Annotated in this window: 11 protein-coding genes; 6 read left to right on the top strand and 5 right to left on the bottom strand. The window is 65.0% G+C overall.

The genetic code is table 11. The features are described 5' to 3' along the window. Nucleotides 1-208 precede the first annotated feature (208 nt). Nucleotides 209-1,030: a glutamate racemase gene (murI, locus tag B5J99_RS14300; RefSeq protein ID WP_117352755.1), complete on the bottom strand. Its 822-nt coding sequence runs from the start codon at nt 1,028-1,030 to the stop codon at nt 209-211. A 110-nt stretch (nt 1,031-1,140) separates the two neighbouring features. Between murI and plsY the strand changes: the two genes are divergently transcribed. From plsY to B5J99_RS14320, 4 genes are all read left to right on the top strand, one after another. Beyond that, complete coding sequence (plsY, locus tag B5J99_RS14305; protein ID WP_117353526.1) at nt 1,141-1,755, top strand: glycerol-3-phosphate 1-O-acyltransferase PlsY; 615 nt, start codon at nt 1,141-1,143, stop codon at nt 1,753-1,755. Nucleotides 1,756-1,779: 24 nt separating this feature from the next. Then, nucleotides 1,780-2,892 carry a DNA-processing protein DprA gene (gene dprA, locus B5J99_RS14310; protein ID WP_245991637.1) on the top strand — a complete coding sequence of 371 codons (1,113 nt, stop codon included), beginning with the start codon at nt 1,780-1,782 and terminating at the stop codon, nt 2,890-2,892. Nucleotides 2,893-2,983: 91 nt separating this feature from the next. Then, nucleotides 2,984-5,938: a type I DNA topoisomerase gene (topA, locus tag B5J99_RS14315; RefSeq protein WP_425456406.1), complete on the top strand. Its 2,955-nt coding sequence runs from the start codon at nt 2,984-2,986 to the stop codon at nt 5,936-5,938. Next, complete coding sequence (locus B5J99_RS14320) at nt 5,872-6,447, top strand: alpha/beta fold hydrolase (protein ID WP_425456492.1); 576 nt, start codon at nt 5,872-5,874, stop codon at nt 6,445-6,447. The genes topA and B5J99_RS14320 overlap by 67 nt, the downstream gene beginning before the upstream one ends. On the opposite strand, the gene era is transcribed toward B5J99_RS14320, so the two are convergent. From era to lepB, 3 genes are read right to left on the bottom strand one after another with little or no spacing between them, the layout of a single operon-like run. Beyond that, nucleotides 6,414-7,337, bottom strand: coding sequence for a GTPase Era (era, locus tag B5J99_RS14325; protein WP_117352757.1), 924 nt, complete (start codon nt 7,335-7,337; stop codon nt 6,414-6,416). The two genes, B5J99_RS14320 and era, sit on opposite strands and share 34 nt — an antisense overlap. Next, nucleotides 7,334-8,050 (bottom strand): ribonuclease III, encoded by a 717-nt coding sequence (rnc, locus tag B5J99_RS14330; RefSeq protein WP_117352758.1) that lies wholly within the window; start codon nt 8,048-8,050, stop codon nt 7,334-7,336. Before rnc ends, era begins: the two co-directional genes overlap by 4 nt. Beyond that, nucleotides 8,005-8,817 (bottom strand): signal peptidase I, encoded by an 813-nt coding sequence (lepB, locus tag B5J99_RS14335; RefSeq protein WP_054134980.1) that lies wholly within the window; start codon nt 8,815-8,817, stop codon nt 8,005-8,007. Before lepB ends, rnc begins: the two co-directional genes overlap by 46 nt. A gap of 135 nt (nt 8,818-8,952) precedes the next feature. Between lepB and pgi the strand changes: the two genes are divergently transcribed. Then, entirely contained in the window at nt 8,953-10,470 is a 1,518-nt protein-coding gene (pgi, locus tag B5J99_RS14340) for a glucose-6-phosphate isomerase (RefSeq protein WP_117352759.1), read from the top strand. A 34-nt stretch (nt 10,471-10,504) separates the two neighbouring features. After that, nucleotides 10,505-11,851, top strand: coding sequence for a glutathione-disulfide reductase (gene gor, locus B5J99_RS14345; protein ID WP_117352760.1), 1,347 nt, complete (start codon nt 10,505-10,507; stop codon nt 11,849-11,851). Nucleotides 11,852-11,872: 21 nt separating this feature from the next. On the opposite strand, the gene B5J99_RS14350 is transcribed toward gor, so the two are convergent. Next, a complete protein-coding gene (locus B5J99_RS14350; protein WP_117352761.1) occupies nt 11,873-13,285 on the bottom strand; it encodes a helix-turn-helix domain-containing protein in 1,413 nt (470 codons plus the stop codon). Between the last annotated feature and the right edge of the window lie 43 nt (nt 13,286-13,328).

The following is a 13,328-nucleotide window of genomic DNA, read 5'->3' on the forward strand; positions in this document are numbered from 1 at the left end:
GTAATAGCAATTAAATCCCGCATTTCCAGCGATAACGGCTCGCAACTGCGGGGTTTGGGCCGGTTGCGGGGTGGACAAATTGTCCCACCCTGCAGCATTGCCGTGATCCTGAAGCCGCTCCGATACGTTGCCGGGGTAGGCCAGGACGAGGCTTGCGACCAACCGAAATTGCACATCGCCATGATCGAACCAGTCGATCAGCAGACGCTCAAAGCGTGTCGAAGCTTGTAAATCCGCGCGCCTCGAGCACCGGCTTGTAGGGTACGATGTCGCCCGCGGGGCCGGTCGCCACGAAGCGCAGCCCGTTGCCGACAAAGCTCTGGCCGCGGGTGAGATACGCGATTCGCCGGGCGATTCCTTCTGCGCCGTGCACGAAGGTGACCGGCCTGCCAAAGGCACGCGCGAGCTCGTCCTGCACCAGCGGAAAGTGCGTGCAGGCCAGCACTACGGTATCGATCGCCACTGCGCGTTCCTGGCTGACCAGTCCCGCGACGGCGCGGTCGAAGATCGCAGGGTCGGGCACTTCGCCGCGCAGCTTCATTTCGGCCGCGCGCACCAGTTCGGGCGCGCCGAAGCGCAGGATGGTGGCGTCGCTGGCGAACTCGCGTGCCAGGTTGGTTACATAGGGCTGGCGCACCGTCGCCTCGGTCCCCAGCACGGCGATGACGCGGCTGCGCGACTGTTCGGACGCGGGCTTGATCGCGGGCACGGTGCCGACGATCGGCAGGTCGAGCGCGGCGCGTACCTGGGGCAGGGCAATGGTCGAGGCGGTGTTGCAGGCGATGGTGATCAGCCGCGGGCGATAGCGCTCCACCAGCCGCCCGAGCAGCGCAGGCACACGCGCGGCAATCTCTGCCTCGCTCTTTTCGCCATAGGGCAGGCCTGCGAAATCGGCGGCATAGACGATCGGTGCATCGGGAAGCAGCGCGCGCGCCGCATCCAGCACCGTCAGACCGCCTACGCCGGAATCGAAGAAAAGCAGCGGCGCATCGGCAGCGATGGCGGGCTCGGCAGGCAATGAGGACGTCATAATCCCCGCTTAGCATCGCGGTCGGCGCAATCAACCATGCTTGCCAAAACCGCCGCTTTGCCTATGCACGCGGCAGACGATTTGCCGTGCAGGAACAAGGGTTGGCAATGATGAACGATCTGGCTGGAATCGCGGTGGCGACGCTCGGTGCACTGATGCTGATGGGCTATCTGCTGGGCTCGATCCCGTTCGGCATCATCCTCACCCGGATGGCGGGCGCGGGTGATCTGCGCTCAATCGGGTCGGGCAATATCGGTGCGACCAACGTGCTGCGTACCGGGCGCAAGGGGCTGGCTGCAGCGACCCTGCTGTTCGATCTGGGCAAGGGCGCTGTGGCGATCGTGATCGCCGAGGCCATCGCTCCGGGCAGTGGACCGTTTGCCGGGCTGGGCGCCTTTTTCGGGCATTTGTATCCGATCTGGCTCAAGTTCAATGGCGGCAAGGGGGTTGCGACCTTGCTTGGTATCGCGATTGCGCTTTACTGGCCGCTGGGCGTCGTTTTTGCCGTGGTGTGGCTGTCGGTGGCGTTTGCCACGCGGTTCTCGTCGCTCGGCGGGATCATGGCGGCAGCGGCGATGCCGGTGGCGGCATGGTGGTTTGGACGGGAGCAGGCTCTATGGGTGTTCGTGGTCATGCTGGGGTTTGTGCTCTGGAAGCACCGCAGCAACATCCAGCGGCTGATTGCCGGCACCGAGCCGAAGATCGGCAAGTCCTCCGCCGGCTGACCTCTGGCTTGGCGGGCCTGTCCCGTGCTTGATGCCGAGCATCTTGCGCGCATTCGCCTGCTGCGCAGCGATCGCGTCGGCCCGATCAGTTTCGCCCAGCTCATGGCACGCTTCGGCAACGCTCAGGCGGCGATCGAGGCGCTGCCCGACCTGGTGCAACGCGCCGGGGGCAGGGCGATCCGGATCGCAACCGTGGCGCAGGTGACCGCCGAGGTCGCCCGTGTCGAGGCCGCCGGCGCGCGCTACCTGTTTGCCGACGATGATCGCTATCCCGCGCTGCTTGGGCATATCGACAATGCGCCGCCGGTGCTGACCGTCCGCGGCGACTTGGCGCTGCTGCAGCGGCCGTCGATTGCCATGGTCGGCGCGCGCAATGCCTCTGCCGCCGCGTGCCGCTTTGCCCGGCAGATCGCAGGAGAGCTCGCCGAAGCGGGTTATCTCGTCGTCTCCGGGCTTGCACGCGGGATCGACACCGCCGCGCATCAGGGCGCGTTGCGGATCGCAGGGACAGGCCCCGGCAGCACCGCAGGCGTGATCGCATCGGGCATCGACATCAGCTACCCACCCGAGAACCACGCGCTGCAGGCCGAGATGGGCGCACGCGCGCTGGTGATCGCCGAGCAGCCGCCGGGCACCGAACCGCTGGCGCGGCACTTTCCCTATCGCAACCGGATCATCGCCGGGATGGCGCTGGGAACTTTGGTGGTCGAGGCTGCGCCCAGGTCAGGCTCGCTGATCACCGCGCGGCTGGCCGCCGAAGCCGGGCGCGACGTCATGGCGATCCCCGGCTCGCCGCTCGACTCGCGCTCGCGCGGCTGCAACGAGCTGATCCGCGGCGGCGCGACATTGGTGCAGAGCGTCGCCGACATCCTGGAGCTGGTCGAGCCCTTTGCCGGCTCCCGGACGCAGAAGGTCGCCACGCCCACGAACCTTTATGCCGCCGCAGCGCCCGTTGCCGAACCGGACGACCAGACGCGGGCAGACCTCATCAGCCTGCTCAGCCCGTCGCCTGTCGGTATGGACGAACTCGTACGTCAGTCGGGGCTGGAGAGCGGGGCGGTCCAGATGATCCTGCTCGATCTGGAACTTGGCGGACTGATCGAGCGGCATGCGGCGGGAAAGGTGTCACTGATCTGACCTCGATTATGGCCTATGGACGCCCTTGACGAATGCGGATAACCGGCCCCAGCTTATACGCACACGCGAGAGCTTTCAGAAAGTCCAATCAATGCAACTGGTTATCGTCGAGTCGCCGGCCAAGGCCAAGACCATCGAAAAATACCTCGGCTCCGATTACCGGGTGCTCGCCTCGTACGGTCATATCCGCGACCTCGCACCCAAGGATGGCTCGGTCGATCCGGACAATGATTTCGACATGGTCTGGGAAGCCTATGCCGACAAGACGCGGCAGCTCAAGGCGATCACCGACGAGGCCAAGAAGGCCGACCGTCTGATCCTCGCGACCGATCCGGATCGCGAGGGCGAGGCGATCAGCTGGCACGTGCTAGAGGTGCTGACCAAGCGCAAGGTTCTGCCCAAGGAGGTCGAGCGCGTTACCTTCAACGCGATCACCAAGAAAGCGGTGACCGAGGCGATGGCCGCACCGCGCCAGCTCGATACCGATCTGATCGATGCCTATCGCGCGCGCCGGGCGCTCGATTATCTGGTCGGCTTCACGCTCTCGCCGGTGCTGTGGCGCAAGCTGCCCGGCGCCAAGTCGGCAGGCCGCGTGCAGTCGGTCGCTCTCAGGCTGATCGTAGAGCGCGAGCGCGAGATCGAAGCGTTTACCGCGCAGGAATACTGGTCGGTCACCGCGCAGATGGAGCAGGGCGGCCAGCCCTTCACCGCGCGTCTGGTGCGGCTTGAGGGCGAGAAGCTCGACAAGCTCTCGCTGGGCAACGCAGGCTCGGCCGAGGCCGCCAAGGCCAAGGTCGAGGCCGGACATTTCACCGTGGAGACGGTCGAGACCAAGCCGCTGAAGCGCAACCCGCCGCCGCCGTTCACCACCTCGACGCTGCAGCAGGAGGCCGCGCGCAAGCTCGGCTTCTCGGCCAGCCATACGATGCGGATTGCGCAGTCGCTCTACGAGGACGGCGCGATCACCTATATGCGGACCGACGGTGTGCAGATGGACCCCGGCGCGATCCAGGAAGCGCGCAAGGCGATTTCGGATCGCTATTCGGGCCATTACCTCCCTGAAACCCCGCGCCAGTACCAGACCAAGGCCAAGAACGCGCAGGAAGCGCATGAGGCGATCCGCCCCACCGATTTTTCGCGCGACAGGGCAGGCTCGGGCGACCACGCCCGGTTGTATGACCTGATCTTCAAGCGCGCTTTGGCCAGCCAGATGGCGACTGCGCTGCTCGAGCGCACCGTGGTCGAACTGGTCGATGGCACCGGGCGTACCGCGCTGCGCGCCAACGGCCAGGTGGTGAAATTCCCCGGTTTCCTAGCCCTGTACGAAGAGGGGCTCGATGACTCCGACAGCGAGGACGGCGGCTTGCTGCCGATCATGTCCAAGGGCGACAGTCCCGCGAAGAAATCGGTCGACGCGGTCCAGCATTTCACCCAGCCCCCGCCGCGCTTTTCCGAAGCGTCGCTGGTCAAGCGGCTCGAGGAGCTCGGCATCGGGCGTCCTTCGACCTATGCCTCGATCATTCAGGTGCTGAAAGATCGCAGTTATGTAAAGGTTGAGAAAAACCGTTTCTTCGCAGAGGAATCGGGTCGGTTACTGACGGGCTTTCTCGAACGGTTCTTTGAGCGCTATGTCGCCTATGACTTCACCGCCGGGCTCGAGGACGAACTCGACGATGTCAGTGGCGGGCGTGCCGAATGGCGCAGCGTGCTCGAAGCGTTCTGGCGCGATTTCAAGCCCAAGACCGCCGAGGTGATGGAGCAGAAGCCGTCGGAAATCACCGCCGAGCTCGATATCTTCCTCGAGCCGTACCTGTTCCCCAAAAAGGCCGATGGCGGTGATCCGCGGCTGTGTCCCAAATGCGGCGAGGGCCGTCTCGCGCTGCGCGGCGGCAAGTTCGGCGCGTTCGTGGCGTGCTCGAATTACCCCGAGTGCAAATACACCCGCCGGTTCGCCCAGGGCGGCGGCGAGGGCGATGGCGGCGACAATGGACCCGAGGAGCTGGGCAACGATCCGGTGACCGGCGAGCCCGTGACCAAGCGCTCGGGTCGCTTCGGCCCCTATGTCCAGCTGGGCGAGGGTAAGGAAGCCAAGCGCTCGTCGATCCCCAAGGATGTTCCGGGCGAGGATTTCGGGCTCGAATGGGCGCTGAAACTGCTGTCGCTGCCGCGCGAGATCGGCGCGCACCCGGAGACTGGCGCGACGATCACCGCGAGCATCGGCCGCTATGGGCCGTATCTGTCGCACAACGGCAAGTACGCAAAGCTTGGCGGCACGATGGAGGTGTTCGAGACCGGCATGAACGCCGCCGTGGTCAAGCTTGCCGAGGCACTCGCCAATCCCGGCCGCTCGAGCCGCGCCGCGCCTGCGCCACTCAAGGTGCTGGGTACGAACCCTGCGACCGACACCGAGGTCAAGATCATGGACGGCCGCTATGGCGCGTATGTCACCGACGGCAGCGTCAATGCGACCATCCCCAAGGATGTGAACAAGGACGAACTGACGCTGGACATCGCGTTGCAATTGATCGCCGAACGCGCGGCCAAGGCACCCGCGAAGAAGGGCAAGAAGCCTGCGGCGAAGAAGGCGGCTCCGAAGAAAGATGCGCCTGCGAAAAAGGCTGCCCCCGCGAAAAAGGCTGCGGCGAAGAAGGCCCCGGCCAAGAAGGCGGCTCCGAAGAAGCCCGCAAAAGCAGAAGCTTGCTGCATCAGTCGGGCCTTCGGGTCGTCGTTAACAGCGGCGGAAGTGCGTGCTAAGCATCGGGTATGGCGGAACAACCGATCTATTTTCACGGTATTCCCGGAAGCTCGGGCGAGATGGTGCTGTTTGGCGATCACTGGGCCGATGGGCTTGGCGCCGTCCATGTGGTTGACCGCTCCAGCATCAAGGCCGGAGCCGACCCTGCGGGATATTTCGGGCAACTCGCAAGGAACATACAGACTCGCTTCCCGAACCAGCCGCTGCGCCTTATCGGCTTTTCGCTGGGGGCGAGCGTTGCCTTGCGTACGGCCCCATATCTGGGTTCGCAGGTCAGTGGGATCGACCTGATATCTGCCGCAGCCCCGCTCGGGCTGGGCGACTACCTCGGCGGCATGGCTGGCGCACCGGTGTTCAGGCTGGCAAGGTCGAACCCGGCGCTGTTTGCCGGCCTTGTGCGGCTGCAATCCGTCGCCGCGAGGCTTTCTCCGGGCAGATTGCACGATGCCCTGTTCGCATCGGCGCAAGGCGCTGATATAGCGCTCAGCAAGGACGCTGCGTTCAAGGCGGCAATGTTGCCGATCCTGCAGCAGTCGCTTGGGGCCCAACGCGCAACCTACATCGGTGAAATCGCGCTGTACGTTCAGGGCTGGGAGGCCGAACTGCGTGAGGTCACGCAGCCTGTCACGCTCTATCAAGGCGTCGCGGACACCTGGTCACCTGTTGCAATGGCAAAAGACCTCGCGCGCCGCCTGCCCAGGGTCGAAGCCGTGCATCTGTTGGAAGGCCTCTCGCATTACTCGACCCTGCGCGAATACTGGCAGCGTTACTTCACCCAGCCCAGCCCGATCGTCTCATAGATTTCGCGGTCCTCGTCCCAGCCTTCTTGCACCTTGACGTGGAGATACAGGTGGACATCGACTCCGAGCACCTTGGCGAGTTCGGTGCGGGCCTTTTCGCCGATTTCCTTGATCCGCGATCCGCCCTTGCCCAGCACGATCGCGCGCTGGGTGTCGCGGGCGACCAGGATCTGCTGGTGGATTTCGACCGAACCGTCCTTGCGGGTGACGTATTTTTCCGGAACCACCGCGCTCGCATAAGGCAGCTCGGCGTGGAGCTGGTTGAACAACTGCTCGCGGGTGATTTCGGTGGCGAGAATGCGCTCGCTAGCGTCCGAGACCTGGTCTTCGGGGAAGTGCCACGCACCTTCGGGCATCGCATCGGCGAGAAAGGCCTTGAGTTCGGGGACGCCATCGCCGGTCTGCGCGCTGACGAAGAACACTTCGTCGAAATTGCCTGCCGCGTGCAGCTTTTGCGCCTGGATCAGCAACTTGTCCTTCGCGGCGATGTCGACCTTGTTGAGCACGAGGATCTTGCGCTCGCGCCGGGTGGCGAGCTGCTCGACCAGGGTCGTCAGCCGCTCGTTGAGCTTGGCCTTGGCATCGACGACCAGTGCGATCACGTCCGCGCCGTCCGATCCTTCCCAAGCGGCGCTGACCATCGCGCGGTCGAAGCGGCGGTTGGGATCGAAGATGCCGGGGGTATCGACCAGCATCAGCTGGGTGTTGCCCGCGATCGCGATGCCGAGCAGGCGCACGCGCGTAGTCTGCGCCTTGGGGCTGGTGATCGCGACCTTCTGGCCGACCAGCTGGTTGACGAGCGTCGACTTGCCGGCGTTCGGCGCACCGATTACGGCGACGAGGCCGCAGCGGGTCGAAGCGGGGGCGGGGGCGGGTGTGGTGTCTGTCATGTCGTGTGCTCCGCCAGAAACTGCCGTGCGGCAAGCGTTTCGGCTTCCTGTTTGCTGGTGCCGGTGGCTTCCGCCATTCCCAGCCCCTTGATCTCGACCCGCACGGTAAAGCGCAGGTCATGGTCGGGCCCGGACTTGCCGAGCATGGTGTATACCGGGGTCTTGCGGTTGCGCGCAGCGGCCCATTCCTGAAGCTCGGACTTGGGGTGGCGCGGGGCGTCGCTGATTGCGTCAATGCGCTCTCCCCAATGGCGTTCGATAAAGCTGCGAGCGCTGTCCATCCCGCCATCGAGATACAGCGCGCCGATCAGCGCTTCGACGACATCGCCCAGAATGTTGGTGCTGCCAGCGCCGCCATCGTCGCGCGCCTGCTTGCCCAGCCGGATCAGCGGACCCAGGGTGCACGCACGCGCAATCTCTGCACAGCTTTCGCGCGAGACGAGGCGGTTGAGAAAGGCGGACATCTGGCCTTCTGCCGCCTTGGGGAAGCGCGAATACAGCAGATCGGCGATCACCATGCCCAGCACGCGGTCGCCAAGAAATTCGAGCCGCTGGTAATCGGGGGTCTGGCCGGTGCTGCCATGGGTAAGCGCCTGCACGAAAAGTGCGGGGTTGCTCGGCTCATGGTCGATGATCGGCGCCAGGGCCGAAAGATCGACGGAGTGGGTCAAAAGCCTTCCCCGATGCGATCCCAGCGCGCCGCGGTGATCCATGTCCACGGCAGGAACCAGCTCGCAGATCCGTCGGTGGAAAAGACGGTGACCAAAGCCCGGCCGACAAGATGGTCCTGCGGCACGATACCGATGCCCTGGCCTTCGACCGCAGGGAAGCGGCTGTCGAGGCTGTTGTCGCGGTTGTCGCCCATCAGGAACATGTGGCCCTGGGGCACGATGATCGCCTCGGTGGTGTCGCGCGGCGCATCGATCAGGTCGAGCACATAATAGGATTTGCCATTGGGCAGCGTCTCGCGGAAGCGCGGATAGCTGCACACCGCGGTGCCATCGCTCAGCGGAACCTCGAAGCTGCGGTCATAGCAGCGGGTGTTGGGCGAGACCGGAATGCGGAAATCGGCGACGCGCTGCTTTTGTACCGGCTTGCCATTGAGCCATACCGTGCCGTCGCGCATCTCGATGGTGTCGCCGGGCAGGCCGATGACGCGCTTGATATAGTCTGCACTGGCGGTCGGCGGTGCCTTGAACACCACGACATCGCCGCGCTCGGGCTGGCCTGCGAGGATACGTCCGGGGATCAGCGGCAGGTTGAACGGCAGCGAGTAGCGCGAATAGCCATAGGACCATTTCGACACCAGCAGATAGTCGCCGACAACAAGCCTCGGCTGCATCGATTCCGACGGAATGTTGAACGGCGAAATGATGAAGCTGCGCAGAATGAAGAAGAAAATCGCCAGCTTGACCAGAAACTGCAGGAAGTCCGCCGTTTCGGACTTGGCTTTCGGGGCGTTTGCGACGGTTTCGGTCATTTTCTCCCTTTGCGGACGCCCCCATGTCCCGTCAAGCCCCTCTCGACGAGCGAAGAGCCGGGTGAAGCCTCTCGCCAAGCCCGGATTGCCCCGCTAAACCCGCCGAACCGACGAACCTCAGGAAAGAGAGCTCCCATGCCGCACAGCGCCGATGCCATCTGGCAATCGATTGCAGACCACCCCCGTGCCACGCTGGCCGATCTGTTTGCAGGCGATGCGGGACGCCTGGACATGCTCTCGCACCGGATCGCCATCGGTGGCACCGACATGCTGTTCGATTTCGCCAAGACGCATCTGGACGCCGGGCTGATCGGAATGTTCGGACAGCTCGCCGAAGCGATGCATCTGGCCGGGATGCGCGACCAGTTCCTCTCGGGCGCCAAGATTAACACCAGCGAGGATCGCGCGTCCGAACACCCTGCCGAACGCGGCATGGGCGCTGCAGATTCCGTCGATCAGGCGGCGATGTTCCATGCGCGCATGGCCGCATTGGTCGAGGCCGTGGACGAGGGTGTGTTTGGCGAGATCCGGCACATCCTGCACATCGGTATCGGCGGATCGGCGCTGGGGCCCAAACTGGTAATCGACGCGCTGTGCCGCGACAGTGACCGCTATGACGTTGCGGTCGTCGCCAATGTCGATGGCGAGGCGCTGTCCGAGGCGGTGGCGAATTTCGATCCCGCCAAGACCCTGGTTGCGATCGCTTCTAAGACCTTCACCACCACCGAAACGCTGATGAACGCCACCAGCGCGATAGAATGGCTGCGCGAGGGCGGGGTGGAAGACCCTTATGGCCAGCTGGTTGCGCTCACCGCAGCCCCGGACAAGGCGGCCGAATGGGGCATCGACGAGACGCGCATCCTGCCGTTTTCGGAGACTGTTGGCGGACGCTATTCGGTTTGGTCGAGCATCGGCTTTCCTGTGGCGCTCGCGCTCGGCAACGAAGGCTTTGCCGCCTTCCGGGCGGGCGCGCTGGCCATGGACCAGCATTTCGCGACCGCGCCGTGGGAGCGCAACATGCCGGTGCTCGCGGCATTTGCCGATCTCTATTACACCCAGACCCGAGGCTGCCAGACGCGCGCGGCGTTCGCTTATGACGAGCGGCTGCGGCTGCTGCCCGATTACCTCCAGCAGCTCGAGATGGAGAGCAACGGCAAGCGCGTGAAGCGCGATGGTTCCGCGCTCACCCGGCCCAGCGCGCCGATCACCTGGGGCGGCGTGGGCACCGATGCCCAGCACGCGGTGTTCCAGCTGCTCCACCAGGGCACGCACCTGATCCCGGTCGAGTTCATCGCGGCGCGGCTGTCGGTGCACGAGTTCGACGAGGCCCACCACCGTGCGCTGCTTACCAACTGCTTTGCGCAGGGTGCCGCGCTGATGCAGGGCAAGTCCAGCGACGACCCGCAGCGCAGCTATCCGGGCGACCGGCCGTCGGCGACGATCCTGCTCGACAGCGTCGATCCTGCCAGCCTGGGCGCGCTGCTGGCGTTCTACGAGCACCGCACCTTTGCCAATGCGATGCTGCTGGGGATCAATCCTTTTGACCAGTTCGGTGTTGAATTGGGCAAGGAAATCGCCAAATCCATGGGCAACCGCCAGTCCGGCGATTTCGACCCTTCCACCGCCGCGCTGATCGAGGCTGCGGGTCTGTAAGGGCCGTCCAAGCGTTTCCCGGGAGTTTCAGTGCATGAGTGAGTATGATTTCGACCTGTTCGTCATCGGAGCAGGATCGGGCGGGGTGCGCGCGTCGCGCATCGCCTCGTCTTATGGCGCCAAGGTCGCGGTGGCAGAGGAATACCGCGTCGGCGGCACCTGCGTCATCCGCGGCTGCGTCCCCAAGAAGCTGCTGGTTTACGGATCGCACTTTGCTGAAGACTTGGAAGATGCGCAGAATTACGGCTGGACCATCGAGGGCGCGAAGTTCGACTGGAGCGTGCTGCGCGACCGCGTGCTGGGCGATGTCGACCGGCTGAACGCGGCGTATACGTCGACGCTCAACAACCACAACGTCACCATCATCGAGGAGCGCGCGACGATCATCGCGCCCCACCGGGTCAAGCTGGCGAGCGGCAAGGAGATCAGCGCCAAGTACATCCTGATCGCGGTCGGCGCACGCCCGTTCGTGCCCGATTTCCCGGGTGCCGAGCACATCCTGACCTCGAACGAGATGTTCCACCTGGCCGAATTGCCCAAACGCGCGGTGATCGCGGGCGGCGGCTATATCGCCAACGAGTTCGCCGGCATCCTCAATGGCCTCGGCACCCGGGTGACCATCGTCAACCGCGGCGACAGCATCCTGCGCGGCTATGATGAATCGCTGCGCGACCGGCTGCTGCAGATCTCGATGACCAAGGGGATCGAGTTCAAGTTCAACGCGCCGTTCGAGAAGATCGAAAAGCGCGAGGACGGCACGCTCGACGTGTTCCTCAAGGGCCAGGACCCGATCCACACCGACATCGTGATGTTCGCCACCGGGCGCGTTCCCAATGTCGAGGGTCTGGGTCTGGAACATGCCGGGATCGAGACCGACGAACTGGGCGCGATCCCGGTCGACGAGTACAGCAAGACCAGCTGCGACAGCATCTATGCAGTGGGTGACGTCACCAACCGGGTGCAGCTGACCCCGGTGGCGATCCGCGAGGGACAGGCGTTTGCCGATACCGTGTTCGGCGGCAAGCCCAGCACGGTGGATTACAATTGCATCCCGACGGCCGTGTTCTCGCAGCCGCCGATCGCGTCTGTCGGGCTCACCGAGGGAGAGGCGCGCAACCGCTATGGCAACATCCGCGTGTACTCGTCCGATTTCCGCCCGATGCGCAACGTCTTCGCGCACCGCGCCGAGCGCGGCTTGTACAAGATGATCACCGAGGAGCCTTCGGGCAAGATCCTCGGCCTGCACATGATCGGGCCGGATTCGCCCGAAATCCTGCAGGCAGCCGCAATCGCGGTGAAGGCGGGGCTGACAAAACAGGCGTTCGACGACACGGTCGCGCTGCACCCCAGCATGGCCGAAGAATTGGTGCTGATGAAGTAAGCGCCGGTGCGTGCTTGATCGTTACCCGATCCGGTACGGCACCATGCCGCGCCGATCGGGGTCGATCAACAACGGGCGATCGGTGGGCGGGAACGCGCGCTGGTCGCAATTGTCCCGCGGGCAGGTGCGGCAGCCGATCCCGATCGGGGTGACCGCACCGACCGCGGTAGTATCGAGCCCGTCGGCATAGATGAAATGCCGCGCGTGCTCGACCTCGCAGCCCAGGGCCACCGCATAGCGGCGGGGCTTGCGGCCATAGCTGCCCGAGAGCTTTACCAGCCCCTTGGCCATCGAGACATAGCGCACCCCGTCGGGGGTCTCAGCGAGCTGGACCAGGATACGGTCGGGGATCGCGGCGGCCTCGTGCACCACCCACAAGGGACACGCGCCGCCGAAACGCGCGAACTGCAGCCGGGTGGCGCTGTGCCGCTTGGTGATGTTGCCCGCCATATCGACCCGGCAGAAGAACACTGGCAGCCCGCGCGCGCCGGGGCGCTGCAGCGTCGACAGGCGGTGGCAGGCCTGCTCGAAGCTCACGGCGAAGCGCTGGCTCAATTGCTCGATATCATGACGGCACGCCATGGCGGCGTTGCGGAACGCGGCGTAGGGCATGACCAGCGCGCCGGCGGCGTAGTTCGCCAGCCCCACCGCGACCAACCGCCGCGCCTGCTCGCTACGAAGGTCCGCGCTGGCGGCGAGCGCAGCGATGGCATCGCGCATCTCCTCCGCCACCAGCCGGTGCGCGAGCTGGAAATAGCGTGATTCTGGCGCCATGCTGCGGTCGAGCGACAATGTCCTCGTCGCCCGGTCGAACCGGCTGAGCGAACTATCGGCAGCATTGCCCTGCCAGCCGACGACCGCGATGCCATGGCGCGCCTGAAGCCGCGCCACCAGGCCATCCATGGTCAGCGCATCGGCCAATTCGCCCGCGATCCGCTCGGCCTCGCGGTCGAGCAGGTCGATATAGTTGCCCGCTTCGTGAAACCAGTCGCGCACCTCCTCCCAGGGCAGCCGCGCGGTGTGCTGGCCGGTGCCCGCGAGGCTGTCATCGAGCATCGCTGCGCGCTCCTGCGCCTGGCGGTATCCCTGATACAGCGTGCTGAGCATCGCAGCGAAATCGGGCTGCACCTCCTGCCAGCGGGCGAGCCGGGCCGGATCGATGTCCGCGCCTGCAAACAGCGGATCGTCGAGCACCGCCTGCAATTGCACCGCGGGGGCAGCGTCGGCGCCATCGTCCCCCTCGGTCTCGAACGCGAAGCGGCGCGACAGCGCAGTCAGCACCGCTGTCGTCACCGGGCGTTCGTCATTCTCGATCTGGCTGAGATAGCTCGCCGAAATTCCCAGCGCCTCGGCCATCGCCGCCTGGTTCAATCCGCTGCGGCGGCGGGCGGCGCGGACGCGTGATCCGGCATAGAGGCGCTTGCGGGTGGACATGCCCTAGGGCTAGTTTGCAAACATGCGCTTTGCAAGTTTGCAA

Source organism: Blastomonas fulva, from assembly GCF_003431825.1.
In the GTDB taxonomy this organism is placed as follows: Bacteria; Pseudomonadota; Alphaproteobacteria; order Sphingomonadales; family Sphingomonadaceae; genus Blastomonas; species Blastomonas fulva.

Bases quoted from the DNA above. Each gene is read 5' to 3' on its own strand.
- murI (WP_117352755.1), bottom strand. From the start codon at position 1,030: ATGACGTCCTCATTGCCTGCCGAGCCCGCCATCGCTGCCGATGCGCCG.
- B5J99_RS14350 (WP_117352761.1), bottom strand. From the start codon at position 13,285: ATGTCCACCCGCAAGCGCCTCTATGCCGGATCACGCGTCCGCGCCGCC.
- rnc (WP_117352758.1), bottom strand. From the start codon at position 8,050: ATGGATCACCGCGGCGCGCTGGGATCGCATCGGGGAAGGCTTTTGACC.
- pgi (WP_117352759.1), top strand. From the start codon at position 8,953: ATGCCGCACAGCGCCGATGCCATCTGGCAATCGATTGCAGACCACCCC.
- era (WP_117352757.1), bottom strand. From the start codon at position 7,337: ATGACAGACACCACACCCGCCCCCGCCCCCGCTTCGACCCGCTGCGGC.
- topA (WP_425456406.1), top strand. From the start codon at position 2,984: ATGCAACTGGTTATCGTCGAGTCGCCGGCCAAGGCCAAGACCATCGAA.
- lepB (WP_054134980.1), bottom strand. From the start codon at position 8,817: ATGACCGAAACCGTCGCAAACGCCCCGAAAGCCAAGTCCGAAACGGCG.
- gor (WP_117352760.1), top strand. From the start codon at position 10,505: ATGAGTGAGTATGATTTCGACCTGTTCGTCATCGGAGCAGGATCGGGC.
- plsY (WP_117353526.1), top strand. From the start codon at position 1,141: ATGAACGATCTGGCTGGAATCGCGGTGGCGACGCTCGGTGCACTGATG.